The organism is Sporosarcina sp. Marseille-Q4943, assembly GCF_943736995.1.
Classification (GTDB): Bacteria; Bacillota; Bacilli; order Bacillales_A; family Planococcaceae; genus Sporosarcina.
Genome location: NZ_OX031157.1, coordinates 1815335 through 1841763 on the forward strand (window position 1 = coordinate 1815335; position 26429 = coordinate 1841763).

The window sequence follows — 26429 nt, forward strand, 5'->3', positions numbered from 1 at the left end:
GCTGAAATGTATTGTCAATAGAACAAACTAATTTGCAAGATGAAACGAAGGAAGAGGTCGTCCGGGATTATTCCTTGGACCGGGTCCCTCGTGAGGAACGAAAGGCTGGCTGGCTTAGCATTACGAACATAACGTTTGGTATCGCTACAGCGATTTTTTACTTTCAGATGGGAAGTGTGATGGCTCTGCAATTCGGAGCTCCCAATGCTCTTCTATCCGCAGGATACGCGATTATCGTGGCAGGAATACTCGGTACAGTCATTGTGTATTTATCGGCGAAAACCGGCATGAATGTGAACCTCCTATCTAGGGGCGGCGGCTTTGGCTATATTGGAGCATCGTTGACATCACTCATTTACGCATCGAATTTTATTATGTATTGTGCCTTCGAAGGCCTGATTCTCATATCGGCTGTACATCATTTTTTACCTTCCTTTCCGAAATGGATTTTAATCCTCGTATTTGGACTCATTGTTATTCCTCTTAACTGGTTTGGAATTCAACAACTGGACAAGCTGCAAAAATGGTCATTGCCTATTTTTATCCTCTTTTTGATCACTGCAATTGTCGTTTCTTTTATCAAACCTGCTATTTACACAGGTCCTGTTTTCTCTTACATGCCAGAAGGAGTCCAGCTCGGCGGAACCGCGCTGCTGTTCTGTATCGGCATGCATAATGGGATTATGGGCTTAACCGCTCTTCTCGCTTCTGATTATGCCCGCTTTTTACGCCCTAAAGATATTAAAATCGGATCTTTAGCAATCGGGTTCATTCCTCAAATCTTTTGTTATGGCGTTATGGGAGGATTAGGCATCTGGTTCGGCGTCCGTTATTTAGAGTCAGATCCAGGCGTTTATATTGTACTGCTGCTAGGAATCGGTGGTGCGTTATTTACCATGTTGACGCAATTACGTATTAATGTCACAAATATTTATAGTAGTTCACTCTCCTTGTCAAACTTCTTTGAAAATATCTTCCGTTTCACCCCCGGCCGACGATTTTGGGTCGTTGTCTCCGCATTGACGGCGATTGCTTTAATGCTCGGCGGTATTGTAGACCACCTCGCAACGGTCATGACATTCCAAGGTGTCTTCCTATTTGCATGGGCGTCCATCTTGGTGACGGATGCGCTAGTCGTAAAAAAATGGTTGAAAATCGGACCGAATTATTATGTTGCGACACAAGAATATTTATATAAGTGGAATCCTGTCGGCGTTGTTTCCCTTCTTATTTCCAGTGTACTCGGCACAGTTGCCGCACTTGGTTATATGGGATTGTTCCTCCAATCGACAGCTGCGTTTTTCGCCGCAGTGCTTGCCGCTATTTTGACGGTCATCGTTGCGATCATAACGAAAGGCCAGTATTATTTGGTAAGCGAACCACCTCATATTGTCGAAGAGGACAAACTGAAACGATGAACGACAGAAGCCATGCCCGCTTGAGTGGGCATGGCTTCTTTTATCCTTTATTCAAACGCAGGTATTGCGGTTTCGTCATAGTTCTCTTCTAGAAACTTGCGTACGTCCGGGCTTGTCATTGCTTCAGCCAATTTTTGAATCGGCTCCCAATCCTTATTGTCTTCGCGTGCCACCAATGTGATCGCAAAGTCATTTTCGACTCCTTCCGTAAGCAACGCGTCGCTCTTCGGCGTCAATCCGAGAGGCGCTGCATATGCCGGAGTCATGACGACCGCGTCCGCGTCATCATACATACGTGCAAGCATTAGCAAATCGACTTCTTCGAACTTATAATTTTTCGGGTTGTCGATAATATCCGCTTGCGTATAATACGTGTCTTTCTTTTCACCTAATGTAATGACTTCGTGCTGGGCGAGCAATGACAGGGAACGGTCGATGTTAGAAACATCGTTCGCCATTGCGATGACTGCACCTTCAGGAAGTTCATCCATTGAATCGAAGTCTTTCGAGTACACTCCGTAATTCGCAAAATAGATCGGTGTAACCGGAACTAGGTTTGCATTATTGTTGCGGTTGAATTCCTCCATGTACGGAACGTGCTGGAAGAAATTCGCGTCCACTTCTTTCGCTGCAAGTGCACTGTTCGGCTGGACATTGTCGCCTAATACGACAACTTCCAAGTCAATTCCTTCCTCAGCGAGCTTCGGTTTCACAAGCTCAAGAATTTCTGTCATAGGTGGAATCAATGAAGCGACTTTCAATGTCACTGTTTCATCTTTCTTTTGTTCCTCAGCAGGGGTGTCCGCTGCTTTATCCTTGCCGCAGCCCGCTAATAAAACCATTAGCAATGCCGTTAGCATAAGTAGTTTTCTCATGTTGTTCCTCCTATTATCGTTTATCTATCATTCTTGATACAGTCGTTCCCGTAAATTGGATGAGCTGTACCAGTATGACCATTATGATTATCATGTACATCATCAAATCCGTTTTGAATTGCTGATAACCGTACCGGATTGCAAAGTCACCGATGCCGCCGCCACCGACTACGCCCATTATCGTCGAATATGAAATGAAGCTGATGATCGACGTCGTTAATCCTAACACGAGTCCTGAACGAGCTTCGACAAAAAGGAATTTAAAAATGACTTGCCTGACCGATGCCCCCATTGCAATTGCCGCTTCCATTACGCCTCTCGGCACATCAACTAACGACTGTTCAACGAGCCGTGAATAGTGCGCAATGGCTATGATCGACAAGGGTACCGTTGCGGCCGTTGTCCCGATGGCTGTCCCGATGAGCATCCTCGTGAAAGGGATGAGGAAGACAACTAATAAGAGGAACGGGAAGGACCGGATGATATTTACTAGTAAATTCAATACGGAAAAGACAATCGGGTTCTCATACACCTGCCCTTTCCTGCACAAAAAGAGCAATGTTCCAATAGGAAGTCCGACTAATACGGCTGCAGCAATTGATACGCCGACCATTATGAAGGTCTCCCCGATCGAACGCCAAATCTCGGCTTCATATTGAAGCAAAATATCAGGCATCGTTCATTTCACCGTCCTTTGTTAGCTGTTCCACAAAGAACCTCGGGCTATTCTCCTTCATTCCAATCCCTTTCGGCTCAATGGAAACCGTATCGTAGACCTTTCCTTCATTCAGGACAGAGACTCGGTTGCAAATGCTTTTGATCACTTCCATCTCGTGACTAACAATGACGATCGTCACTCCGAAGCTCCGATTCACATTTTCCAGCACAGCTAAAATTTCAGCGGTAGTGTTCGGGTCGAGAGATGATGTAGGCTCGTCGCATAACAGAACTTGCGGATTGTTCGCCAATGCCCTTGCGATTGCGACACGTTGCTTTTGCCCGCCACTCAATTGGGATGGGTACTTATCCTTGAAACTATCCAACCCCACAAACTGAAGACATTCCTCCACTCGGGCACGTCGGTCTTTCTTCGGAAACTTTGCCAGCTCCAATGAAACCACCACATTGTCATACACCGTTTTATTCGCCACTAGATTAAAATGTTGGAATATCATTCCGATTAATTTTCTTGATTGCCGGAGCTGTTTGCCGTTCAAATTTGTCAGCGTCTGCCCATTGACCGCCACTTCCCCATCATCAGGGACTTCCAGCAAATTCATCAGACGCAGAAGGGTCGATTTGCCTGCGCCGCTCGCCCCGATAATCCCATGGATTTCGCCTTTCCCTATCGACAAGGAGACTGATTGAATAGCCTGAAAACGCATAAAACTTTTGTTCACATTATGTAATTTAATCATAAAAAAATCCCCTTTTTTAGATTTGAAGGGTGATTGCGACATTTAATATTATAGCCTATTCTGCCTAGGTTGTCATATTATCATTAGCATAATATTATTGTTAATTTCAGACAGGACCTTAGCTATCGAAAAAGTCGCGTATTTATTAATTATGAGGCTTCTAAGATTGCATGATCATCGATTATAATTTAGGTAAAGGGGAGATGATCATGTTGCATTTGGAGACGATTACGAAAGACAATTGGGTGAAGGCCATTTCGCTTCGTGTACGGGAGGATCAAGTCAATTTTGTCGCGTCAAACGCGGTGTCGCTAGCCCAGTTGAATTTCCTTGAAAACTTCCATTCCAAAGGAATCTATCTCGGCGAGGAAATGATCGGTTTTGCGCTTTACGGAATTGATGAAGACGATCATGAATACTGGATGTACCGGATGATGATCGATCAAAAACATCAGGGGCAAGGGTATGGAAAAGAAGCGATCCAACTTGTAATAGACGATATTAAAGCGATAAAAGAAGATCGCCATCAAACGATTACGCTTTCTTATGAACCGTCGAATGAACATGCAAAACGCATTTATGAAAAAATGGGATTCAAGGAAATCGATGGGCTCATGATTAGCGGAGAACAAGTGGCCCGCTATACATTCTGAACATGCAAAAAGCTGACTACGGCACAATTCTACCGAGTCAGCTTTCTTATGTTATTCTTTTGTCTGTGGCTCTGATTCTACAACTAACGTATCGTCTACGTTTGGTACTTCCCGGTCTACTCCCAAGGCGGCATCTTGCTCCGTCTCCCCGGTTTCAACAACAACAGAAACCTCTTCTTCCAATGCTTCTGTTTCTACATCCGATGATTCCGCTTCGCCAGGCAATTCCAGACCAAGCGACTGTGCAGTTGTCGCATGGATTTCCTTTAAGAGTTCAGGGTTGTTGACGAGCGACAAGCCGTAAGAAGGAATCATTTCTTTTAGTTTTGGTTCCCACTCTTGTACATGTTGCGGGAAGCATCTATTAATGATTTCCAGCATGACGTGAACAGCTGTCGAAGCACCTGGTGATGCACCGAGCAATGCGGCGATCGAGCCGTCAGAAGCACTGACGACTTCCGTGCCGAATTGAAGCGTCCCTTTGCCGCCCGCTTCCGTGTCTTTGATAACTTGGACACGTTGCCCGGCTACGACAATATCCCAATCCTCGCTTTTCGCGCTTGGGATGAAGCTGCGCAGCTCTTCAATCCGCTGTTCCTTCGATAACATCAGTTGCTGTATCAAGTATTTCGTCAACGCCATTTCTTTCGCACCTGCTGCCAACATCGTAAAGACGTTGCTAGGTTTCACAGAAGTGATGAGGTCCAAATTGGAACCCGTTTTCAGGAACTTCGGCGAGAAGCCGGCGAACGGTCCGAAGAGCAATGATTTTTCATTATCAATGTATCTTGTATCGAGATGCGGAACGGACATCGGTGGAGCACCTACCGAAGCTTTTCCGTATACTTTCGCGTGATGCTGCTCGACAACTTCCGGATTTTTACACACTAGGAAGAGTCCGCTCACCGGAAAGCCCCCGATATGCTTTCCTTCAGGAATGCCGGACTTTTGCAGAAGATGCAAACTTCCCCCACCAGCACCGATAAAGACGAATTTCGCGGTATGTCGCTCAACAACTCCGCTCTCGAGGTTTTTCACTTTCAATTCCCATGAACCATCAGCTGTACGTTTCAAATGATTTACACTATGGTTGTAGTTTATATTTACATTATTATTCTTCAAATGATCAAATAGCATGCGTGTCAAAGCGCCAAAATTGACGTCCGTTCCAGTATCGATCTTTGTCGCTGCAATCGGTTCATTCACAGTCCGGTCTTTCATCATGAGAGGAAGCCATTCCTTCAATTTCTCCGGATCATCGGAGAATTCCATCCCCTCGAACAGCGGATTATTGGAAAGTGCTTCAAAACGCTTTTTCAAAAACTTCACGTTGTCTTCCCCATGCACGTAGCTCATATGCGGCAATGGCATGATAAAATCTTCTGGATTACTGATGAGTTGATTGTTCACAAGATAAGACCAAAATTGCATAGAAAGCTGAAACTGTTCGTTAACTTTTATCGCTTTGCTAATATCTAAAGTTCCGTCTGGTTTTTCATTGGTGTAATTGAGCTCGCACAGTGCAGCATGTCCTGTCCCTGCATTATTCCATTCATTGGAACTTTCTTCACCTGCGCCCGGGAGCTTCTCAAACACTGTAATATTCCAGTCCGGTGCCAATTCCTTCAACATTGTTCCCAAAGTTGCACTCATGATTCCGGCGCCAATTAAGATGACGTCTGTTTTTGTTTCTCCGTTGCTCATTTTTATCATCCTTATACCCTAAATTTGCAGAAAGGATGTAGACGCTCCTTCTTAGGCGTCACAACAAGACAAGACGCGAGCTAGGAACACACCTTTTCTGTTAATAATAACCTCATATATTATATCATAATTATTTGTCTACATCCCTCTATATGCAAAATTGTTTAATTGTTTAGGTGAATCGTTTTTTGAATTGTTTGGGTGCCTGTGTAAGGCACATTTATGACTATTCAATACGTTGAATGAAAATACTACCCAAAGAAAATCTAACTCCGAGATGATTGGACTCTCTATTTTCTTTATGCAATTGTAGTGCATAGTCAGAATTGTTTGCTGCACAGGCACCGTTTTTGAATGTAAGTAATAGTGTTATACTAGCTATACAGCTTTACGTCAGTCAGGAGATGTGAGAATGAACTACGATGTGTTTTTATTCGACTTGGATGATACGTTGATGGACTTCGGTGAGACAGAAAAAAATGCGTTTACGAATGTGTTCACTACGCACGGTTTCCCGAATGCATTAGCGGATTTTAGGGATACGTACCGGGCAGTCAGCACGGTGCTTTGGGAAGACTTGGAGCAAGGTAGAATAACGCTTGCGGAGCTGAAGACGGAGCGGTTCAGACGATTGTTCCTTGAACATGGTCTTGAAATGGATGCAGAGCAGTTCGGCCAATTGTACTTGGATCACTTAGGGAAAGAGGTCCACTTGATCGAGGGAGTGGCATCAATGCTTCATTCCCTTAAGGGCGCGAGGCTCGCAGTTTTGACAAATGGTTTCAAAGACGTTCAATTGGCCCGTATCGCCGCTTCCGGTTTATCCGGCGTATTCGAAGCAATCTTCACGTCTGAAGAGATTGGTTTCCAAAAGCCACAACGAGAAATCTTCGAGCATGTATTTAAACAGTTGCAAATCAAGGACAAATCCCGTGTCTTGATGATCGGGGACTCGCTTTCTTCGGATATTCGAGGAGGCAACAACTTCGGCATTGATACGTGCTGGTACAATCCGAAGCGGAAAGAGAATAACGGCTTGGCTCAGCCTACGTATGAAATTCATGATTGGAAAGATTTCCAGTTCATTGGCACTCAAACGATCGCGTCCAGTTAAAGGATGCGATCGTTTTTTATTTTCTTTCTTCATAGAGTGCCGGCTTAAGGCAATTTACTCGACGCGTTGCCACCGTCGCTAGAATTCATGATTTATTGCCAAGAAATACGAAACCCTCTCCAACTTTTGATTCCTTCCCATTCAAACATTCAGGAGAATTCTCATACAACAAGATCATTCTTCATATTATTCCTCACGATGAATTGAATTTATTGAGAAAGCAGGGAGGAAGTTGTTAATCGGAATAATTGTATTGGCGGGTTTACTATTAATCGGATTCATATACGAAAAATTATCACGGCGCAGGGATGCGGAAAGACCATATCCGGGTGAATTGATTGATGTCGGCGGCTATCGTCTCCATACAACGGATGACGGTAAAGGTGCGCCTACAATCGTCATCCTTCATGGTGCGGGCGATTGCTCTTATTCATGGATGCATGTTCGCAAAGAAATATCCAAGTTTACGAGGGTCATTACCTATGACCGTGCAGGCATGGGTTCAAGTGACCTCGGTCCCGTGCCGACCCCCGACCATACCGTCATAGAACTTCAGAACCTGCTGGAGACGGCTGGAGGCCAGGGACCTTATGTACTTGTCGGTCATTCATTAGGGGGGCTTATTGCCCGACTGTACGCTTTGAAGTATCCGAACCAGGTGGCTGGTCTCGTGTTATTAGATTCAACGCATGAGTCACTGAAGGAAGACGTAAAGTTCAAGCAAGGCTTTGCAATTATCGGTGTTATGCTGAAGACAATGAGGCTGGTCTCCCCGTTCGGGATTCCACGGTTCCTCGGTGACGTTTTGGGTGTCATTCCGATGTTCGGCAATGAACTTTCCTATTACAAACGCCAGCTGGACGCAGAAGAATATAGGCTATGGAAAGGGAATGTCTACAGTATCTTTGCCGAAAAGACAGCTGGATTGGAATTTAAGGGTGCATGGGCGCATTTGGAGGCAGCTGCGAATCAATTACAAAACAGTATGGAAAAGCCTCAATTCGGTGACCTTCCAATCGCTGTCGTCAATAATCCCGGGTTCGGTGCCCACTGGACGGAGATGCAAAGAGAACTTGCCTCCCGGTCAACGAACCATATCCATAAGACGAGTGATCGAAAGGGACATAGTCTCCAAATGCCACGGCCCGAGTACGTAATAGAAGCGATTCAGCACGTCGTTGACCAAGTCCAAGAACGAAACGGCCGAACCCTTGCTGAATCCTATCATAATTAATTGTATGGTGCCTGTGCAAATTGTATGGGTGCCTGTGCAAGGCACATTTATGACTATTCAAGGCTTTGCATTAAAATACAACGACAATAAAACCCAACTCTGAGATGAGTGGGTTTTATTTTTTATTTATACAATTGTAGTGCATAGTCTGAATAGTTTGCTGCACAGGCACCGAAAAGATTCTGACAACTCAGCTGTCCCGGTTCACGATGTAGTTCAGGAAGTGTTTTAGGTAGGGCGTTTTGTGTTGCATTTCTAGCAAGGTTTCCATTGCGGTGCAGTAGTGGTCCCACATTGCTTTTCGGGCGCCTTCAGCACCGAGGATCGATACGAAGGTTGAATTGTTGTTTTCGGCGTCTTTTCCGGTTGGCTTTCCGAGTGATGCCAAGTCGCCTTCGACGTCAAGCAAGTCATCCTTGATTTGAAAAGCGATGCCGGCATGATAGGCAAACCGTTTTAATGCTTCCAGTTCGTCTTCCTGTTTCCCCGCAAGAATTGCAGGCATGACGAGGGAGGCCTCGAAGGCGATGCCCGTTTTGTAAAAGCACATCGTGTTTAGCTGTTCCAACGTCAATTGCTTGCCTTTGGAATTTAAATCCATCGCCTGGCCTAAACACATATCCGTCGTCTTTCCAGCCGAATATTGAATCAGTCGGAGCACTGCTTCGGGGTCAAAATGTTTGAGTGACGCTTGTTCCTCAACCGCTTTTTGTGTCAGATAAAGACCAGCTAATTCAGCAGTAGCGGTATTATACATATGATGCAACGTTGGACGTCCCCTGCGGATGGACGAATTGTCTTGGGACGGCAAGTCATCGAAGATCAGGGAAGCCGTGTGCATATATTCCAATGACTTCAGTAAGGGTACGATTGCAGACTGATCCAATCCATATTCGTGAACGCCCATAACCCAAGTCATAATTGGCCTAAGCCGCTTTCCGTCACCTTGAAGACTGTAATTTGCAGCATCCATGATCGGCTCTTCCATGATAGAAACATTATCATTCTCGCGAATATGTAAGAAATCGTTGATCTCATTTCGCATCGTTTCAACCATATCTTTAAAGACTTCCCGTTCTTCCCGTTCATCTTTGAAATTGGCGATAATATGATCCCGGAGCAGTTTATCAAAGAAATCCACGTCGTCCGCTTTTCGAACCATCCTTTGTATGAGTCTATCGAATGATGGATTTCCGGTCGCGAACAGCTCCATCACTTCATTATATTTTTTGTCTCCCATTCGCTCTTTATATCGTTTCAAACCATTGATTGCACGGTTCAGAATGACGTCTCGCGTCTTCGTGTCCGAATGATACACGTTATGAATCAAATTGGAGATGACCGTCCAGTACAATTCAAATGGGTTAATAAGATCTGGACGCATGTGGTGGTATTTCATGTAGTAGGTGTATGGAGTAACCGCGCCAGCTTCCAAGTCATCAAACATATCTGCGAAATCATCGGCCAGCTGGTTGTAAATGCCGTAAAAAAATGTTCGGTTGTCAAACCCGTTATCCTCTTCGGCACTCAGCACCGAGCGGACAATTAAGCGGGAAGAAGCTGATTTTAAGATAATCGGAATGTAAAGCTCTTCATTCGTATATTTATCGTTTAACAAATCTTTTTCACGGTCCACTTCTTGGGAATGAAAGAACACATACGATTGCTCAAAGAAGTTATCTCCTGTCTCCTGCCGCCGACACGCCTGAATATACGAAAAAGCTTCACGCAGCTCTGAATGGATATAATTAATTAAACCTTTATTATTTCCACTCCATGCCCCAAGTTCAGGCACGACTCCCGTAACAAGCGTCGTTCGTATCAAGTCGGAATATTGTCTTTTCTCTTCATCGGATAAGACATTTGAATCCAAAAGATCATCAATAAATGGATAGGTCAGACCATACGAGTAGCCGAGTCTTATCGCTTCATCCAACTTCCGGGTACGTTCTTCGGCCGTTTCCTCACCGCCCATCTCTTCAATCTGGTGCAAGATGACGCCAGCAATGATTTTAATCAGTTTACGTTTCGCCTCTTCAGAATTCATCCCTTTAGGAATATTGGAGGAAACAATCTTCAGTTTGTTCATCAACCAAATCATCGTCGACTCAACGCCTTCTTTTTGAGCCCAACGATACAATCCGGCCATGCTGAACATCTCCGTTTTGCCTCCATTGCCGGTTGCCGTGGAAAGTGGAAGAAGTTCTTTTATATCGTCAACTACAAGGCGAATCCTGTTCTGTGTTTGAGATGAATCCAAGGATTTGCCCAAGTCCCGCAAGAATATATAGGAGATGCTCCGCTCTAAGTAATTATCGAGTTTTCCAGTGTAATCAAGCCATTGTATATAATTGGCGTACCCCTGCAAATCGGATTTGCCCTTTCGCGACGAAAACAATGTTAGAAATGTATTATGATGAATATGATTCTGTTTCCAATTTTGAATATCTTTCGTTAAGGTAGTAGCATAAATCTTGTTTGCGAGCTGTCCGGTTAGCGATGTAAAATATTCGACAGCTTCGTTCTCAGCAAGCCGATAACTTGCATCGGCATCTTTTTGTAACTTGTCATTCATACTACATTACCTCTACTTCATGTTTTTTAAGTGCCTGTGAAATCTACTATATGCAATGGAATAGCGTTGTCTGAATGATTTGCCTCACTTTGCAATTAAGTGTGGCAAACCTAAACAAATACTAACATATTAACGGGATTACGATTATGATTGGAAGGAATTGCATAGCGAGGAGTTGCGAACATGTTTCAAAAACATACTAGGCGTGCTAAAAATCCACATCTGAAGCCAAACATCATCATCAGTTTCAGAATGAAAATGATTTTATTAATAGGCGCCCTTATTATTGCAATTATTTCGGTGATTGGACTATACATAGATCATTTCATCTCTGTCACGCTGAAAGAAGAAGTCGGGAATCGCGCGCTTAGTGTCGCGGAAAGTGTGGCGAACATTCCTGAACTGGCCGAAGCATTTGGACATGAAGACCCCGCTTCCATTATCAATCCACTTGTTGCGCCGATTCAAAAGGCCACTAAAGCTGAATTTATTGTCATCGGCAATACGGAAGAAATTCGGTATGCACATCCTGATACTACTAAAATCGGAAAGAAAATGGTCGGGGAAGACAATGGAAGGGCTTTAGTATATGGCGAGTCGTATGTCTCCCAAGCAGTCGGATCATTGGGCAGCTCAGTTCGCGCCAAAGTCCCCGTGTATTTGGACGGAAACATTGTCGGAGTCGTATCGGTCGGATTTTTAGCGACAGATATCCAATCGATAATAAAATCTTATAATAATCACTTATGGCTAGTCTTAGTACCTATCGCTTCAGTAGCTGTAATTGGCGCCATTCTAATTGCATCGTATATAAAAAAAGTATTATTCGGCTTGGAACCGGAGGAAATTGCACATTTATTTTACCAAAAAGAGACGATTCTACAATCAACCCATGAAGGCATTATCGCTGTAAATCAAAGTGGCATGATTACGATGATCAATTCTGCGGCACAACATTTATTGTTCAATCAGGTCATTCATCCTGAACAATATATAGGAACGCCGCTCCGAGACCTCGTGCCTGCACAACAATTGCTCCCTTTTCTTCAAGACGAAAATGAGCGCATCGATCAAGAGATGATGATCGGCAAAACGATTGTTTTTGCTAATAAATCTCCTATCTACTACAATGACTCGTTAGTCGGAACGGTATTTACATTCCGGAATAAAACGGAAATTGATTTATTAACAAAGGAATTGACATCGATTAAGCAATATACAAATGCGTTGCGAGCCCAAACACATGAGTTTTCGAACAAGCTCTATACGATCCTTGGTTTATTGCAACTCGATAAAAAAGAAGAAGCGCTTCGCTATATCCAGCGGGAAAGTTCACTGCAAAAAAACTGGATTCGTCTGCTCATTCAGAAGGTGTCCGACCCGAAGGTGAGCGGCCTGTTGCTCGGCAAGATCAATCAAGGAAGTGAATTAGGGATAGCTATTACAATCCAAGAAGATAGCATACTGGGAACGCATTTAAGAGATAAGCAAAGTGAGGCCTTGTTAACTGCCATCGGGAATTTGATTGATAATGCGATGGACGCCGTGAAAAAAAATTCCTCAGATGATCGGAAAATAGCGATCTTCTTTACCGATATCGGAAAGGAGATCATATTTGAAATAGACGATACAGGCGAAGGGGTTCCCGACGAGTATGTGAATAAGATCTTCGAACAAGGATTTACATTAAAGGAAGGCGAACATAGAGGTTTTGGGTTGGCGCTAACAAAGCAACTTATCGAGGAAGTGAACGGAAACCTCTATTTGGAAGAAGGGGATCTCGGCGGTGCAAGCTTTGTGCTATCCATACCTAAAGATGCGGATGAGAGGGGGACATCGAATGCTTGAGTCGATTCAAGTATTGATTATTGAGGATGACTTTCGGATTGCAGACATTAATCGTCAATTTGTCAATCGCGTGGAAGGATTTGTTGTGACTTACGTTGCAAAGACGGGCGAGGAAGCACTCACTTACTTACGCAGCACCGAAAATTTGCCGCAGCTTATATTGTTAGATGTTTATATTCCGGATGTCCAAGGATTGGAGCTGTTTTGGACGTTAAGAACCGAGTTTACGGAAATCGATGTCATTATGATGACGGCTGCAAAGGAAGTGGAGACGATTGCGGAAACGTTGCGTGGAGGAATCTTCGATTACATCGTGAAACCGGTGGACTTCGACCGATTCGAACGGACCTTTGTGGGCTATCGGAAGCAAAAGCATCTTTTGACGACAAAAACAGAGCTCATGCAAGAGGAAATCGATCTCCTGACAGGTTTGCAAATAACCGCACCTCCATTACAAGACAATGATGAAAGGTTGCCGAAGGGAATCGATCAACTCACATTGGAAAAAATAAAAATGATTCTACATGAGAGTGATGAGTCCGGTATTACGGCTTTAGATGCCGGAAGCAAAGTAGGTGTGAGCAGATCGACCGCCAGGCGGTATCTAGAATATTTAGTGTCCATAAAAGAAGCAGATGCCCAGTTGAAGTACGGAGATATCGGCCGTCCCGAACGAAAATACATACCGTGGACAAAATGAACAAAACGACCAGAACACCCAATAGTGTTTTTAATTGAATAACCTTATACTTATAACCTCTCTATGATAGATTTCTAACTATAGAATATTTTGAAATAGAGAGGTTGTTTTTTGTATAGCGGTACTTGTACTATTAAATATGTATCCGCTTACATAAATATTAGCCCTCTCTTGCATGAGTGCAATTCGGCTCAACGGAAAGGAGACAATATGCTAAGTATTATAGGTTTGATAACAATTGTCATTATTGTAGCTCTACTCATTAGCGGGAAAGTTTCTCCCATTGTCGGACTCGTGTTAGTGCCAGTTGCAGGGGCATTTGCTGCAGGCTTCAGTTTCGATGAAATTGGCGTGTTTTTCACGGAAGGTACAACTAAAGTTGCAAGCGTTGCCATCATGTTCATCTTTGCAATTTTATTTTTCGGAATCATGCAAGACGTCGGTCTATTCGACCCACTCATTAATAAAATGATTGCAATTTCCCGTGGAAATGTCATTGCAGTTGCCGTTGCAACTGTTATCATTGCCGCAATCGCACATTTGGACGGTTCAGGCGCATCGACATTCCTCATTACAATACCGGCATTGCTGCCTTTGTACAAACGGTTGAGAATGAATCCATATTTGCTCCTGATGCTTGTCGGAACAGCTGCCGCCATTATGAATATGGTGCCGTGGGCTGGTCCGCTTGGACGAACGGCTTCTGTATTGGATGTGGATGTTTCAGAGCTTTGGAGGCCGCTCATTCAGATTCAAATTATCGGTATTGTTTTATTAATTATTATTGCCGTCACTTTAGGCTATCGCGAGAAACGTTTGATTGCGAAAAAGGCTTCACTGGGCGAAGAGGCGTTGGAAGAAGGAATTTCTGATGATGCATATGCTGAAGCACAATTGGCGGCTACCGTTGCAGAAGAGAATGATCTAAAGCGCCCAAAACTTCTTTGGATCAACGCCCTCCTCGCTATTGCAGTTATCGGCGTTCTCGTGTGGGGCATTATTCCCGCAGGTTTTGCCTTTATGATCGGTGTCAGTATTGCATTACCACTCAACTTCCCGAAAGTTCAAGACCAAATGGCGCGCATTAAAGAGCATGCGCCAGGCGGAATTATGATGGCCACAATTATATTGGCGGCTGGATCTTTCTTAGGAATTTTGAACGGCACAAATATGCTGACTTCGATTGCTACCGATCTCGTGACAGTTTTACCGGCATTCGTTGCTCCATATTTGCATATCATCATCGGGGTATTCGGCGTACCTTTCGACTTGCTATTAAGCACGGACGCATACTATTTTGCACTGTTGCCGGTTATTGACCAGGTTGCTCTCACATTTGGTGTTCCATCGCTTTCCACTGCATACGCCATGATCATCGGAAACATTATCGGTACATTTGTCAGTCCGTTATCTCCTGCTCTATGGTTGGCGCTAGGGCTCGCTGGATTGGAAATGGGGAAACATATCCGTTATTCCTTCATGATGATGTGGGGGCTGAGCATTGTCCTTTTAGTCATTGCAGTATTACTGGGCGTAATTGTAATTTAATTTTAAAAAAAGTATCAGCCTCTCCCGAAACTTTCGGAGTGTGCTGATACTTTTTTGTTCTTTTGTGCTACTCAATTTGTTTCACGTGAAATATTCTATTTTGGCGTTTGGAAAGTACTTTTCCATATAGCTGTATAAACGATCCTTCAATTCATCCTCTTCGTCTTTCTGATAAATATATTTGCCGATGCCGTACTTCCCCCATTTATAGCGTCTCTTCTCTTCATCCAACTCGAGTTTTGTCTTCGGGTAGTTCTTCTCGATGACTCTTTTCGCCGGCTTCGTAAATCGATGCTGAATGAATTCAAAGGTGATATCTTCGCGGGCATCCTGTGGCAACTCTTCATCGAGACGCTCAAACAGATGCCGATACCCTTCCTCCCAGCCTTCGTGAATGTAAATTGGCGCGACGATAAAGCCGAGTGGGTAGCCTGCTCTTGCCACCTTCCCCGCCGCCTCGATACGCTTCGCCAAAGGAGAGGTTCCCGGCTCGAAGTTTTTTATGACGTAATCGGCATTGACACTGAAACGGAATCGCGTGTGACCATTATGCTTCGCGTCAAGCAAATGGTCCACGTAATGGAACTTGGTCACAAACCGGAGCCTGCCCAGTTCCGTTTGACCGAAATGTTCAATAGCTCTTTTCAATGAATGGGTCAGATGATCAATCCCTACAATATCCGATGTACAGGCTGCCTCGAACCTCGTAATTTCAGGCGCCCGTTCTTCAATATAGTTGTCAGCGGCTTCGAGGATCTCTTCCACGTTCACGTACGTGCGGATATACGGTTTAGTTCCCATTGTCGTCTGGAGATAACAATAATGGCAATGTCCCATGCACCCTGTCGCCAAGGGAATTGCATACTCCGCTGACGGTTTTGATGTATCGAACTTCAACGTTTTTCGAATTCCGACGACTAACGTCGATTTTGCAATCCGATACTTCTGTGCATCTGTCTCACCGGGCAAATCCCGGATCTGATTGTGCGAAGTCGTGAACCGAATTTCGATTCCCATCTTCTCGAACTTCTCTTTCAATTCTTTTCCAAGCGGATAATCCAATGCATTTGGTTCAAAATAGACAAGCTGTGGTGTGAAGGGTTTATTCATGCTTTGCACGACCTGATCCATGTTGGTTATCCATGTGATCACCTTTCTCTTTTTCCTTAGCTTGTCTTAAGGACAAGAAATTATGAAAAAGTACTTTCTCCTAATCCAACAGCTCTTCCGAAAGGAGTGTAAATCCTTCGATCATCGTGTCCTCTTCCACCTCAATCAAAATGCACGTTTTACCGTTCACTTCAACTTGCCTTACAAACCGCAAGTCTTGTGGGCTGATGGAGATATTCGCCACTTTCGTTTCGATTTTGATCGATTTCGAAGTATAACTTGGGACGATATGGCTTGCTTTCATTTCATACGTATCATCATCGATCACTTTTCGGAATGCTCTTTCCACTTTCTCGGTATCGACGTCTTCCAAGCCGCTCGCTTTCAGTACACGAGTCAACTCTTTCGTATCCAATGTAGGTGTGCTTTCATCTTCCTCTTCCTCGTCGTCCACCTCCATCATGCGTTGGATCTCGTCATACACGCTCGCAATCGTTCGTGTATTCATTTCTTCGCCGACAACCGATTTGACGATCTCTTCAAAAACGACTTTATCTTCCTCGGCAGTCATAATCTCCTCGCCATCCAACACATTTTCGATAAAGTGGAAGTTCGGCTTATTCGCTTTGCCCGCCGCATATAAGACATGGTTAACGTCTGCCGCGTTATCCGTAAAGCATGGGAATAAAAAGCCACCGATCGGAGAAGTTAGATTGATGATCGGGTCTAGCGTTATGCGCGACTTGAATTTCTTCTCATTGAAATCAAATATAAGGGATTGTTTTGGCATATCGGTCTGATTCATGCTGCAAAGAATGAACGGGTTCTTGTACACTTCATCCCGGTCCGCCACTTCCGCCTCTTCGCTATGCCGTTTCGTCGGTTTGTAATAATTCCCGCGGATGAACGTGACGACGATGTCTTTTTCATATTGAGTGTCCTGCACCATCTTTTGAGCAATTTTTTGCATTTCCGCCTTCCAATCTTCTACGTTGTCCGACTGGAGACCATCATATAAAATCTGCTGCGTATGATCTGTTTCCTCTTCCGATTGGCTTCGGAACTTCACTTCAAAAAGCTTTGCATCGAGTTTGCCGCCCAACACTTTTTTGAAATTGGCAAGGAACAATTCCTGTTGCTCGCGGTCCAAAAGAGCAAATGGTTGGCTCACCTCGTGATAGATTTCATTGTTCTCCTGCCGAACATATACATTATAAATATCGATAATTTTCAATAAATCCGTATCTAACTTGAAACGTTTACGGAAATCTGCAATGGCTTTCTTGTTCATTTATATTTCAACTCCCTGGCTAATCTATTATTTCAAGTACGTAAAAAAGAGCGTCCATAGCTATCGTTCAGCTTTTGACACTCCTTTATTATATCAATGTTTGTGAGGATAGCAGGAACACATTTAATTTTGAATAATACGTGTGTCAATCAGGCCGCTATTGCAGAGTATTTCCTATTTGGGCGGAGTTATCCTACAATGAAGCAAATGAGCTCACTCCTAATGAAACGAGGGATTTCCCATGATGTGTGGATCAAAATGCTTCCTTGTGAAGATGGAAAATAACGGGACAAAACAAATCAAGCAAGTCATCGCGCGAAATCCTATTGGTGCGAGAAAAGTGATTAGAGGAAAGTATGGAGCCGGGGTGGAGATTTTATCGGTGAGAGAAGAGAAGAGGCATTTTTGATTGCCGCAGTCAGGAAATAAATAAACCCCCATAAATCTACGGGGGTTGCCTTCTTACATTACTGGTCTTCGACTTGCTCTGACACTTCATTCCATTGCTCTTTCATCAATTCCAACTGTTCCTTGTTCTGTTGAACCGTATCCATATGCTCATTGCGTTCCACAGCGTTCGCGAATGCATTTTCAGCACGCAAGATTGAATTGAATGCATGCTCAACTGCCATCTCCTCCGGATGCGACATCGCCTGCTTCACCGAACGATCCGCCTTCTGGACAGAATTGCTTAAAAAGGTGCTCGGATGATCCTTTTTCCAACTCGGTTTTGAGTCGTTCGCCATTTTATGATTTCCCCTCCTGCAAATAGGATTAGTTACTGCGAGCATAGTATTGTGAATTCGTCGGGAACTATGCGCCTTTTGAAAGCATATGTTTAAAACATTTGAGGAGTGGTATACATAGAAAGTAATTGAACAAGGAGGTGAATAACATGACGAAACAATACAACTTTATTATCGGAAATAAACTGATCACAATCTATGACAAGGATAAGCAAATGGCCGAGCAAAAGGCTCAAGCTCTTTACAGAGAGCTTCAAAATGATGACAGCTAAAAACACCAGCCAGGTGAGAGGCTGGTGTTTTTATATTTTACTGGAGCTTCTTCATGCGGAAGAGATTAGTGCCAAGCTCATTCAATGCGATCGCCACTAGTATGATAGCGGTACCTAGCCATTGAAGCGGCGTTACCATTTCTGACAGAATGGCGCTTGCCAATAGGATTGTAATAGGTAACTCAATCGAAGTTAGTATATTTGCGATTCCTCCCGAAACTAACGGTGCTCCTACCGCATAAAACAGTGGTGGAAGGACGGCACCAAATAATGACACCCCAATAGCAATCATGATTAAGTTTCCTTCCAATGGGAGTACAGCTGGAATGTCACGCGCAAATAGGACAAACACTAAGACGGTTGATCCCGTCACCATTAAAGAACTCCGCGTCAATGCATTCACGTTGACAGCGACCTTTCCACTGAAAAAAATAAAGCCTGCATACGTAAATGCAGAGAGAATCCCAAATACTAAACCTTTTATAGGCAACCCCTGTACGTCTCCATTAATAATATTCGAAGCGAAAAAGACCCCTACTAAAATTAATACTATGGATAAAATTGTTACAGGCGAAGGTGTTGCTTTACTGAAAACCCATTCTATAATAATGCCGATCCATATGAACTGGAACATTAAAATAATTGCCAATGAAGCCGGTAAATATTGCATAGAGGCATAATAAAATATAGTCGTCAAGCCGATAAAACAACCGGTCATCATGATTTGCATAACGTTCTTCTTCGTAAGACCTTTGAAACTTGGCCGTTTAATTAGTGTGAGAGCCCATAATAAAATAAAGGAAATAGTCATTTGAACGATATTAATCTGCCCAAGTGTATAGCCGAAGCCAAACCCCAACTTGGCAAATATCGGTGTAAAACCAAAACATGCAGCACCTAGTAATACAAATAATATCCCCTTATTTACTTTCATGATAATCCTCCCTGAAGCTTAAAGATAACCTAATTATTGTATCATAAATAACCGAAAGGCTATCTACCATAGTCACCACTTAAAAGGCACCAAAACAATTTACCATTGTCTCGGTGCCATATCGTATGCTATTTTTCCCTGGTCACTGTCTTCCCATCGTCGGTGGAATTTCATTTTCATCGACTAATGCTTCGATAACGATTGGCTTGTTCGTTTCTTTTGTGAGCCTCAGGGCTTCCACAATGCGGTCACTTAATTCGAACGGATTGTGACAAGTATATGCTGACAGTCCCATAGACTGTGCAAATTTTGCAGCATCCATCGGTGTCTCATAAATACCCCCGATGGATGTACCGATCATTTTTCGCATGCCTTTTTCCACCATGTCCAGCCGTCCGTTATTGACGACAATAAAGAGGACAGGCGCGTCATAGTTATATGCAGTCGAGATTTCCGTACCATGCATGAACATACAACCATCTCCTACTAAGCAGATGACGGTCTTTTCAGGGGCAGCCAGCTGCGCTCCGATGGAATAGCCGATTCCGTTGCCCATCGCGCCGAAAATATCATCGAAAAAGTAGGTGCCTGGCTTGTAAATGTCAAAATGCTTGATGCCATAGAAGGAGTGACTGCCGTCATCTCCGAATACGATTGCGTCCTCCGGAAGTGAATTGCGCATAGCTCGTATTACTTGTACTGCAGACATTCGCTCACCAGCTACATTATCTTGAAGCGGCATCGTCTCAGGCTTGGATAAATAACCCTCACTATTTGATTCGGGTATGTCCAGGAGAATCGTTTGTAAGTTCGTTTTGATATCGCCCAGTACAGGTGTCGTTGGGACTTTGATCGATTTCCCAATGAATGTCGGGTCGTAATCGAAATGAATGATATGCTCGGGATACATCGCTTCGGATAAGCCTGCTGTTGACATATCACTTAACTTGGACCCGATAACGATTAACAGGTCTATCTTTTCTTGGAAATATTGAGCCGCTTCTGGAGTGCCCCCCAATCCGAAAGCTCCTAATGAAAGTGAGTGATTGGACGGGAAAGCCCCTTTTCCTCCCGGCGTCGTGATGACCGGAATGTTCCAATTCTCGGCAAGTTGTTGCACTTCTTCATATGCTCGGCTGGAATGGACGCCCTTACCGATGAATAGAAGCGGACGGGATGCATGGTTTAATTTTTCGACAACGTCTCTCGTTTTTGGTGAGATCATTTCGTACGTTGTCGGCAGGTCCAGTTCAAATGGCTCGATTTCTTCCAATAATACATCGAACGGGATGGACAAATGTACCGGTCCTTTTACGCCGGATAACGCTTTCTCAAGAGCATGCTGCAAGTATGGCTCCAGCATATCGCCACGCTCGACACGTTCACTGAACTTGGTTACGTGTTTAAACATATTCACCAAATCGGTGCCAAATTGACTGGAGTCTTGTCCTAACGCCTTACCCGTCTCCTTCATGGAAGGGTGCCCGGTAATGATTAATAAAGGCAAGTGCGAGGCTGACGCCTGGCCGGCAGCCGTAATCAAGTTTGTCCCGCCAGGTCCAGACGTACCGACGGCGACTCCAATTTTCTCATTCATTAAGGCATAGCCTGCAGCTTCAAATCCTGCGGCTGCTTCATGTTTGGTTAATACAAACTCAATGTTCTCATTTAATAGCTCGAAGAGGATCGGTGAAACCGCTTTTCCCGGAATGCCGAAAATATGTCCTAGTCCCCAATGTTTAAAATTTGATGCTAATATAGAAGCGACTGTTTTCATTTTAGGTATCTCACTCTCTATTGTTCTTATCTAAGTAGATTCTTTCAATTTCATCTGCCGGAAGGGGTTTGCTAAAATAAAAGCCTTGTACAAAGTCGCATTGTTGATCAATTAGGAAATCCAGCTGCTCCTTTGTCTCCACCCCTTCTGCAATGACTTCCATTTGAAGGTTATGGGCCAGTTTGATGATTGCTTTCACAATATAGGCATTCGGATGGTCATCTATTATTTCAAAGACAAATGATTTATCGATCTTAATGAAATCAATCGGAAAATTGTTTAGATACGTCAGCGAGCTATAACCAGTGCCGAAATCATCAATACTAATACCGATACCGATCTCTTTCAATTTTTGCAACACTTTCAAGGAGTACTCGTATTCCATCGCCATATACTCAGTGATCTCGACAACGAGATATTGTGGATCAAGTCCGGTCTGTGCAAGCGTATCCTCCATAAATGTAATGAGGTCCTTCGTAAGGAATTGCTGTGTGGATAGATTGACAGATACCTTGAGCGGATTGAATCCGGCATCCTGCCATTTTTTATTTTGGGAAGACGCCTCATTGATGACCCACTTGCCGATTTGATTGATCAGTCCGTTATCTTCAGCCAACCTGATGAATTTATCCGGTGACAGTAGTCCCAGCGATGGGTGTTGCCAGCGGATCAACGCTTCCAACCCAACTAATGTACCGGTCTTAGGATGAATTTGTGGCTGGTAATGGAGTACGAATTCATCATTCTCCACGGCCCTCCGTAAGTCGGCTTCGAGTCTGTATTCATCCTCCAACCCCGCTAATAGTCCAGTAGTATACACACTGTAACGATTTTTCCCCTTTTCCTTTGCTTTGTACATCGCGTTGTCCGCGTAGACCATTAGCTTCTCCATTGAAATGGGGTAATCCGGATAAATTGCAATTCCAATACTCGCTGAAGTATGCAATTCATCATTGCCTATATAAAATGATTCCTCAAATAGTTTCAGAATTTTTTCGGCTTTTTTCATAACATAGTTGGAGTCCTCGAAATCTTTCAGCACGAAGATGAATTCGTCTCCCCCCATACGGGCGAGCACATCGTTTCTCTCGAGGCAGCTGGCTAAACGTTCGCTTACTTTCTTTAGAAAATTATCTCCTGATGCATGGCCGAATGTGTCGTTTATTACTTTGAAGCGGTCCAAATCGATATATAGAAGGGCTAACGACCTCTTGTGTCCTGCGTTTATTTCCTTAATGATATTATCAATTTCTTCATTGATGAATCTTCGATTAGGGAGATTTGTCAGGTCATCATGATAGGCTAAGTAATTGTATTTTTTTTGAAGGAAGTAGCGATCCGAAATGTCCCGGAACTGACCGAAAGCACCTATCATATTGTCGTCTTCATAGATTGGCTGAGCATCGAAGAGGCAGACCACCAGTTTCCCTTCTTGATCGAAAAACTGAATCTCTTCATCCTTAAATATTTTCCCTCTTTCTAGTACTTCCTTAAAATAAGTACCAGTTATAGGGGATTCGCAAATGTTTCTTCCGATGACAACCTCTCTTTTATTGCTTGAAAGTTGTTGTGCAAAATCGTTGAATTCGGTGGTGATTCCATTCTCGTCCGTAATGACAATTCCATTTCTAGTCCTGCTCAGCATAATTTGGTTCATAATGTCGAGCTTCTTATTCTGCTTCCGTAATAAAAGTTCGCGTTCAATCGAATCGACGGCTTGTGTTAGCATCGTAAGGAACAGTGGATTCTGAAACTGGATAGGCATCATAATGGATACGCTGCCAAGCAGGCTGTTTTCATCTGTATAACGGAATGCCGTGCCGTAGCAGGCGATTTCATGGAGGAAAGAATGGAAATGCTGTGTGCCGATAATACTGATTGGGTGTTTTTGCTGTAAAGCAAGACTGATTACATTCGTTCCCGTATCTTCCAAAGTGAACAAGCTGCCTATTTGAATTCCAAATTGCTTGATCGTCTCTTTGATCGTTTCATCGCCCTCTATGTCAAGAAGGTAGCCTTTCGCATCCGAGACGACAACGAGAATCGGCGTACCTTTTAAGGAGTCCAATAGCTTATTTGAAAAGAAACTGACTACGGATAAAATTTCAGTATACGATGTTCTCTTTGCTGTCAGTTCCTTATCTGTCAGAAAATGTTTCGGTCTCGATACGACATTCGGATCCATCCCGGCCTCTTTGCAAAACCGATTCGACTCTGTTATATATAAATTATCATGAATACTCATACTTTTCTCTCCAAATCTGTAATTCTATGGGTTTGAGAGCAATAAACATTGATGCAAAAAATTGTTATTACGGCTTGTGATGTATTTTTAAATATATTAGATAATTATAAAGTTAATAGGAAGAAATTACAAGGTGAATATCGAAATGGCTTTTCCGCATAAAACAAAAAATAGCCTACATAAAGGCTATCGGCATTCTTTCAGATTTATTTAGTTTTCCATAAATTCTTAAAGCTGAACTATATAAGTTATATAGTTCAGCTCAATGAGTGGCAAATAATTTCGCGCTTCAATGAAGGTCGATTGGCACTTTAATCATCGTCGTCATGGTCATCATCGTCGTCGTCTTCATCATCCGTCTGCTTTTTTGGAATGGATGACACTGAGGATACTTTGCCTGTGTCAGACTGAACATACACATGTGCAACTTCTTGCATGCTATCAATCGTCACTTTGTAATGATCACCTTTTTGTGTCGTGACCTTTACAACATTCGTAATGATTCCACGAGCTTGCTGCAAAGCAATTTCTTTTGCCTTCTTTTCGTATATCGCTTCACGCTTCTCTTCTCTTATACTCATCCCGCCGTCTCCATCATCTCCATCGCCAGAGATTTCGCTCGTACCGACGACTTTATCGCCAGCCAAGTCAAGTTCTTCTTTTTTCTCAATAAGTTTTATTGTATTCACCTTTTTGGTTTTTCCATCGACAACCAAATAATAAACTCCTCTATCGTTTTCAAGCGTCATTTGGTAGTTTCCATTTTGCTCGGCATAGTCGAGCACTTTTCCACCGTAGAGCTTTACAGCTACATCTTGGGCTTCTTTTTCAGTGAATTCCGCTGAAGAATCACTAAAAATCTGAAACAGCGAAAACAATAGGCCAAGAATGATAAAACCTATCAGAAGGAGCTTCACCTTCATTTTTTATACCTCCAGCTTCGGAAGGGTCACTATAAAATTCGAACCCATCCCTTCTACACTTTCAAGAATGATCTTGCCGTCATGCTGCTCTACGACCTTTTTTGCAATTGCCAAGCCAAGCCCTGTTCCGCCCGTTTTGCGGCTTCGCGTCTTATCAACCCTGAACATTCTATCAAAGACATAGGCTTGTGCATCTTTCGGTATGCCGACTCCCTTGTCCTTCACCGAAATACTTACATAGCCCTTACTTTCCGTCATTTCCACTGTTATACTATCGTCACTGTACTTATTGGCATTATCGAGCAAAATGACAAGCAATTGAACAAAGCTTTGTTCATGTATTTTGACGTAACTATAACCGGAAGCATTCAGAAAGTGAATCGTATGTTTAAAGGACGGCTGCAACCGCTGAATCGTGCTCCCAACAATAGCGGCAATGTCCACCACTTCTTTCTCATATTCAATACCCTCTTCCACTTTTGCCAATTGCAAAAGCTGCTCGGTTAAATATTTCATATGGTGCGATTCCGATTCAATCGAATGGATAGCTTCCTCAAGCATATCCGGTCTCTCTTTCCCCCAGCGTTTCAACATTTTTATGTAACTATCTATGACCGTCAAAGGCGTCTTCAATTCATGAGAAGCATCTGAAACAAATTGTTCTTGCTTTAAATAGCTCGCTTCTAGCTTTGTCATCATTCGATTAAACGTCATGGCCATTTTATTTATTTCATCCTTCGATTCACAAGCAACAGCAATCTTTTCAAACGACCCTCTTTTTTCGATCATGTTCATCGTATTCGTCAACCGTTGAATCGGTAATAAAATCAACCTCCCTACAAAACCGCTTGTGACATATAAAATGATGATGACGACTATGGTAGTCATCACTAACACCCATTTTAATTCCTGTATATTTTCATACAACAGATCAATATTCTCGATTAACTGCAGGTTAATAATTTCGCCGCTTTCACTTATAGCGGGAATGGAAACAATCGCAAACATCGAATTTTCAAATTCAATGACTCCCTCAAACTGTTTTTCATAATAGCTGGATGGAATTGTCCGATAGGCATTGTCAGTAAAAACTTGAATGGACGGATTCCTTTCCTTTTTTATTACAGTTCGGATCAATCCGTCACTAAGCAAATATGCTTGCAGCATGGATTCCATTGAAATATCGGGCTTCTCATTCATCTCTATAAGGATATGATTAGAGATGTTCGACAGTCGATTTAGTTCTGATGAAATACTAGTATTTTTGAAGATGAAATAAATGCTCGTATTGGCAGCTAGCAACAGCACGATTAATACAACCGTCGTAAATAACTGTATCCTCGTTTGCAATTTCATGAGGTTAGTCCTTTATCATGTAACCGACACTACGGACAGTTTGAATGAATGATTCTTCCTTTGAGTCTATTAATTTTTTTCGTAAATAGCGGATATAAACATCTACTATATTTGTATCACCGTAATAATCATAGCCCCATACTTCCGTTAAAATCTGTTCCCGCTCGATCGCCTGATTTTTATTTGTCACCAAGTAGAGAAGCAAGTTATATTCCTTCGGAGTCAACTCCACTAAATTGCCGCATTTGTACACTTCTCTTGTATTGGTATTGATTTCAACAGAGCCAATTTTATGGACTGTTTTTTTCACCGCAATGCTCTTTGGCTTAAAACGGAGATTCGTGCGGATCCTGGCTAGCAGTTCCTCAATTTCGAACGGTTTTGTCATATAATCATTAGCACCCAAGTCAAGGCCATTCACTTTATCAAACACTGAGCTCCGGGCTGTTAGCATAATGACAATAATTTCGTTATTCGCCTGACGGATACGTCTCAATACTTCCATCCCATTTAATTCGGGAATCATGACATCCAGAATCACCAAATCTATCTTTTTGTTTTCAATTAAGGCCATGCCTTCCCGGCCTGTGTGGGCGATGCTTACTTCATAGCCTTCATATTCCAGTTCGAGCTGAATGATTCGAGCTATTTTATAATCATCTTCGATAATTAATATATGGTCAGACAT

The 26429-nt window shown here is 43.1% G+C and carries 23 protein-coding genes; 9 read left to right on the top strand and 14 right to left on the bottom strand.

The genetic code is table 11. The annotated features are described in order from the left end of the window. The first annotated feature begins 17 nt into the window (after positions 1-17). Positions 18-1418, top strand: coding sequence for a cytosine permease (locus NIT04_RS18175; protein WP_252505151.1), 1401 nt, complete (start codon positions 18-20; stop codon positions 1416-1418). Between the two features lie 47 nt (positions 1419-1465). Here NIT04_RS18175 and NIT04_RS18180 read toward each other — a convergent pair whose 3' ends face one another. From NIT04_RS18180 to NIT04_RS18190, 3 genes are read right to left on the bottom strand one after another with little or no spacing between them, the layout of a single operon-like run. Beyond that, positions 1466-2293, bottom strand: coding sequence for a MetQ/NlpA family ABC transporter substrate-binding protein (locus NIT04_RS18180; protein ID WP_252504909.1), 828 nt, complete (start codon positions 2291-2293; stop codon positions 1466-1468). Positions 2294-2306: 13 nt separating this feature from the next. Further along, positions 2307-2969, bottom strand: coding sequence for a methionine ABC transporter permease (locus NIT04_RS18185; protein ID WP_252504910.1), 663 nt, complete (start codon positions 2967-2969; stop codon positions 2307-2309). Further along, positions 2962-3711: a methionine ABC transporter ATP-binding protein gene (locus NIT04_RS18190; RefSeq protein WP_252504911.1), complete on the bottom strand. Its 750-nt coding sequence runs from the start codon at positions 3709-3711 to the stop codon at positions 2962-2964. Before NIT04_RS18190 ends, NIT04_RS18185 begins: the two co-directional genes overlap by 8 nt. 209 nt (positions 3712-3920) lie before the next feature. Between NIT04_RS18190 and NIT04_RS18195 the strand changes: the two genes are divergently transcribed. Next, positions 3921-4364, top strand: coding sequence for an N-acetyltransferase (locus tag NIT04_RS18195; protein ID WP_252504912.1), 444 nt, complete (start codon positions 3921-3923; stop codon positions 4362-4364). Positions 4365-4415: 51 nt separating this feature from the next. Here NIT04_RS18195 and NIT04_RS18200 read toward each other — a convergent pair whose 3' ends face one another. Continuing rightward, entirely contained in the window at positions 4416-6068 is a 1653-nt protein-coding gene (locus NIT04_RS18200; protein ID WP_252504913.1) for a malate:quinone oxidoreductase, read from the bottom strand. Between the two features lie 412 nt (positions 6069-6480). On the opposite strand from NIT04_RS18200, the gene NIT04_RS18205 reads away from it, so the two are divergent. Both NIT04_RS18205 and NIT04_RS18210 read left to right on the top strand, forming a co-directional pair. After that, positions 6481-7182 carry a YjjG family noncanonical pyrimidine nucleotidase gene (locus NIT04_RS18205; protein ID WP_252504914.1) on the top strand — a complete coding sequence of 234 codons (702 nt, stop codon included), beginning with the start codon at positions 6481-6483 and terminating at the stop codon, positions 7180-7182. Positions 7183-7414: 232 nt separating this feature from the next. After that, entirely contained in the window at positions 7415-8416 is a 1002-nt protein-coding gene (locus NIT04_RS18210; protein ID WP_252504915.1) for an alpha/beta hydrolase, read from the top strand. A 190-nt stretch (positions 8417-8606) separates the two neighbouring features. On the opposite strand, the gene NIT04_RS18215 is transcribed toward NIT04_RS18210, so the two are convergent. Then, positions 8607-10991 (bottom strand): polyprenyl synthetase family protein, encoded by a 2385-nt coding sequence (locus tag NIT04_RS18215; RefSeq protein ID WP_252504916.1) that lies wholly within the window; start codon positions 10989-10991, stop codon positions 8607-8609. Between the two features lie 183 nt (positions 10992-11174). Between NIT04_RS18215 and NIT04_RS18220 the strand changes: the two genes are divergently transcribed. The 3 genes from NIT04_RS18220 (at position 11175) to NIT04_RS18230 (ending at position 15087) form a co-directional block, all read left to right on the top strand. Further along, positions 11175-12839: a sensor histidine kinase gene (locus tag NIT04_RS18220; protein WP_252504917.1), complete on the top strand. Its 1665-nt coding sequence runs from the start codon at positions 11175-11177 to the stop codon at positions 12837-12839. Continuing rightward, positions 12832-13539, top strand: a complete 708-nt coding sequence (locus tag NIT04_RS18225; protein WP_252504918.1) for a response regulator — start codon at positions 12832-12834, stop codon at positions 13537-13539. Before NIT04_RS18220 ends, NIT04_RS18225 begins: the two co-directional genes overlap by 8 nt. Positions 13540-13749: 210 nt before the next feature. After that, positions 13750-15087 carry a CitMHS family transporter gene (locus NIT04_RS18230; protein WP_252504919.1) on the top strand — a complete coding sequence of 446 codons (1338 nt, stop codon included), beginning with the start codon at positions 13750-13752 and terminating at the stop codon, positions 15085-15087. Positions 15088-15168: 81 nt separating this feature from the next. Here NIT04_RS18230 and splB read toward each other — a convergent pair whose 3' ends face one another. Both splB and NIT04_RS18240 read right to left on the bottom strand, forming a co-directional pair. Beyond that, complete coding sequence (splB, locus tag NIT04_RS18235) at positions 15169-16197, bottom strand: spore photoproduct lyase (protein WP_252505152.1); 1029 nt, start codon at positions 16195-16197, stop codon at positions 15169-15171. Positions 16198-16297: 100 nt separating this feature from the next. Beyond that, on the bottom strand, positions 16298-17488 hold the full coding sequence (locus NIT04_RS18240) for a DUF4317 domain-containing protein (RefSeq protein ID WP_252504920.1): 1191 nt from the start codon (positions 17486-17488) through the stop codon (positions 16298-16300). A gap of 241 nt (positions 17489-17729) precedes the next feature. Here NIT04_RS18240 and NIT04_RS18245 point away from each other — a divergent pair, with 241 nt between their 5' ends. Further along, a complete protein-coding gene (locus tag NIT04_RS18245) occupies positions 17730-17897 on the top strand; it encodes a hypothetical protein (RefSeq protein WP_252504921.1) in 168 nt (55 codons plus the stop codon). 58 nt (positions 17898-17955) lie between these two features. Here the strand turns inward: NIT04_RS18245 and NIT04_RS18250 are convergent, their stop codons facing one another. After that, entirely contained in the window at positions 17956-18234 is a 279-nt protein-coding gene (locus tag NIT04_RS18250) for a hypothetical protein (protein WP_252504922.1), read from the bottom strand. A 149-nt stretch (positions 18235-18383) separates the two neighbouring features. Between NIT04_RS18250 and NIT04_RS19095 the strand changes: the two genes are divergently transcribed. Continuing rightward, positions 18384-18506 carry a hypothetical protein gene (locus tag NIT04_RS19095; RefSeq protein WP_256470625.1) on the top strand — a complete coding sequence of 41 codons (123 nt, stop codon included), beginning with the start codon at positions 18384-18386 and terminating at the stop codon, positions 18504-18506. A gap of 37 nt (positions 18507-18543) precedes the next feature. On the opposite strand, the gene NIT04_RS18255 is transcribed toward NIT04_RS19095, so the two are convergent. The 6 genes from NIT04_RS18255 to NIT04_RS18280 all read right to left on the bottom strand — a co-directional run bounded on the left by NIT04_RS18255 (position 18544) and on the right by NIT04_RS18280 (position 26429). Beyond that, the gene (locus NIT04_RS18255; protein ID WP_252504923.1) at positions 18544-19440 is read right to left on the bottom strand and encodes a DMT family transporter; all 897 of its coding nucleotides are present in this window, start codon (positions 19438-19440) and stop codon (positions 18544-18546) included. 142 nt (positions 19441-19582) lie between these two features. Further along, positions 19583-21217: a thiamine pyrophosphate-binding protein gene (locus tag NIT04_RS18260; protein WP_252504924.1), complete on the bottom strand. Its 1635-nt coding sequence runs from the start codon at positions 21215-21217 to the stop codon at positions 19583-19585. Positions 21218-21227: 10 nt separating this feature from the next. Then, complete coding sequence (locus tag NIT04_RS18265) at positions 21228-23462, bottom strand: EAL domain-containing protein (protein ID WP_252504925.1); 2235 nt, start codon at positions 23460-23462, stop codon at positions 21228-21230. A 311-nt stretch (positions 23463-23773) separates the two neighbouring features. Continuing rightward, positions 23774-24385 (bottom strand): hypothetical protein, encoded by a 612-nt coding sequence (locus NIT04_RS18270; protein WP_252504926.1) that lies wholly within the window; start codon positions 24383-24385, stop codon positions 23774-23776. Positions 24386-24388: 3 nt separating this feature from the next. After that, positions 24389-25741: a cell wall metabolism sensor histidine kinase WalK gene (locus NIT04_RS18275; RefSeq protein ID WP_252504927.1), complete on the bottom strand. Its 1353-nt coding sequence runs from the start codon at positions 25739-25741 to the stop codon at positions 24389-24391. Positions 25742-25745: 4 nt separating this feature from the next. After that, positions 25746-26429, bottom strand: coding sequence for a response regulator transcription factor (locus tag NIT04_RS18280; RefSeq protein ID WP_252504928.1), 684 nt, complete (start codon positions 26427-26429; stop codon positions 25746-25748).

What these genes read in the sequence shown, in the direction of transcription:
- NIT04_RS18240 (WP_252504920.1), bottom strand. Translation starts at nt 17,488, where the DNA reads ATGAACAAGAAAGCCATTGCAGATTTCCGTAAACGTTTCAAGTTAGAT.
- NIT04_RS18225 (WP_252504918.1), top strand. Translation starts at nt 12,832, where the DNA reads ATGCTTGAGTCGATTCAAGTATTGATTATTGAGGATGACTTTCGGATT.
- NIT04_RS18185 (WP_252504910.1), bottom strand. Translation starts at nt 2,969, where the DNA reads ATGCCTGATATTTTGCTTCAATATGAAGCCGAGATTTGGCGTTCGATC.
- NIT04_RS18195 (WP_252504912.1), top strand. Translation starts at nt 3,921, where the DNA reads ATGTTGCATTTGGAGACGATTACGAAAGACAATTGGGTGAAGGCCATT.
- splB (WP_252505152.1), bottom strand. Translation starts at nt 16,197, where the DNA reads ATGAATAAACCCTTCACACCACAGCTTGTCTATTTTGAACCAAATGCA.
- NIT04_RS18215 (WP_252504916.1), bottom strand. Translation starts at nt 10,991, where the DNA reads ATGAATGACAAGTTACAAAAAGATGCCGATGCAAGTTATCGGCTTGCT.
- NIT04_RS18230 (WP_252504919.1), top strand. Translation starts at nt 13,750, where the DNA reads ATGCTAAGTATTATAGGTTTGATAACAATTGTCATTATTGTAGCTCTA.
- NIT04_RS18180 (WP_252504909.1), bottom strand. Translation starts at nt 2,293, where the DNA reads ATGAGAAAACTACTTATGCTAACGGCATTGCTAATGGTTTTATTAGCG.
- NIT04_RS18275 (WP_252504927.1), bottom strand. Translation starts at nt 25,741, where the DNA reads ATGAAATTGCAAACGAGGATACAGTTATTTACGACGGTTGTATTAATC.
- NIT04_RS18205 (WP_252504914.1), top strand. Translation starts at nt 6,481, where the DNA reads ATGAACTACGATGTGTTTTTATTCGACTTGGATGATACGTTGATGGAC.
- NIT04_RS19095 (WP_256470625.1), top strand. Translation starts at nt 18,384, where the DNA reads ATGACGAAACAATACAACTTTATTATCGGAAATAAACTGATCACAATC.
- NIT04_RS18280 (WP_252504928.1), bottom strand. Translation starts at nt 26,429, where the DNA reads ATGTCTGACCATATATTAATTATCGAAGATGATTATAAAATAGCTCGA.
- NIT04_RS18250 (WP_252504922.1), bottom strand. Translation starts at nt 18,234, where the DNA reads ATGGCGAACGACTCAAAACCGAGTTGGAAAAAGGATCATCCGAGCACC.
- NIT04_RS18265 (WP_252504925.1), bottom strand. Translation starts at nt 23,462, where the DNA reads ATGAGTATTCATGATAATTTATATATAACAGAGTCGAATCGGTTTTGC.
- NIT04_RS18270 (WP_252504926.1), bottom strand. Translation starts at nt 24,385, where the DNA reads ATGAAGGTGAAGCTCCTTCTGATAGGTTTTATCATTCTTGGCCTATTG.
- NIT04_RS18190 (WP_252504911.1), bottom strand. Translation starts at nt 3,711, where the DNA reads ATGATTAAATTACATAATGTGAACAAAAGTTTTATGCGTTTTCAGGCT.
- NIT04_RS18260 (WP_252504924.1), bottom strand. Translation starts at nt 21,217, where the DNA reads ATGAAAACAGTCGCTTCTATATTAGCATCAAATTTTAAACATTGGGGA.
- NIT04_RS18245 (WP_252504921.1), top strand. Translation starts at nt 17,730, where the DNA reads ATGATGTGTGGATCAAAATGCTTCCTTGTGAAGATGGAAAATAACGGG.
- NIT04_RS18200 (WP_252504913.1), bottom strand. Translation starts at nt 6,068, where the DNA reads ATGAGCAACGGAGAAACAAAAACAGACGTCATCTTAATTGGCGCCGGA.
- NIT04_RS18220 (WP_252504917.1), top strand. Translation starts at nt 11,175, where the DNA reads ATGTTTCAAAAACATACTAGGCGTGCTAAAAATCCACATCTGAAGCCA.
- NIT04_RS18255 (WP_252504923.1), bottom strand. Translation starts at nt 19,440, where the DNA reads ATGAAAGTAAATAAGGGGATATTATTTGTATTACTAGGTGCTGCATGT.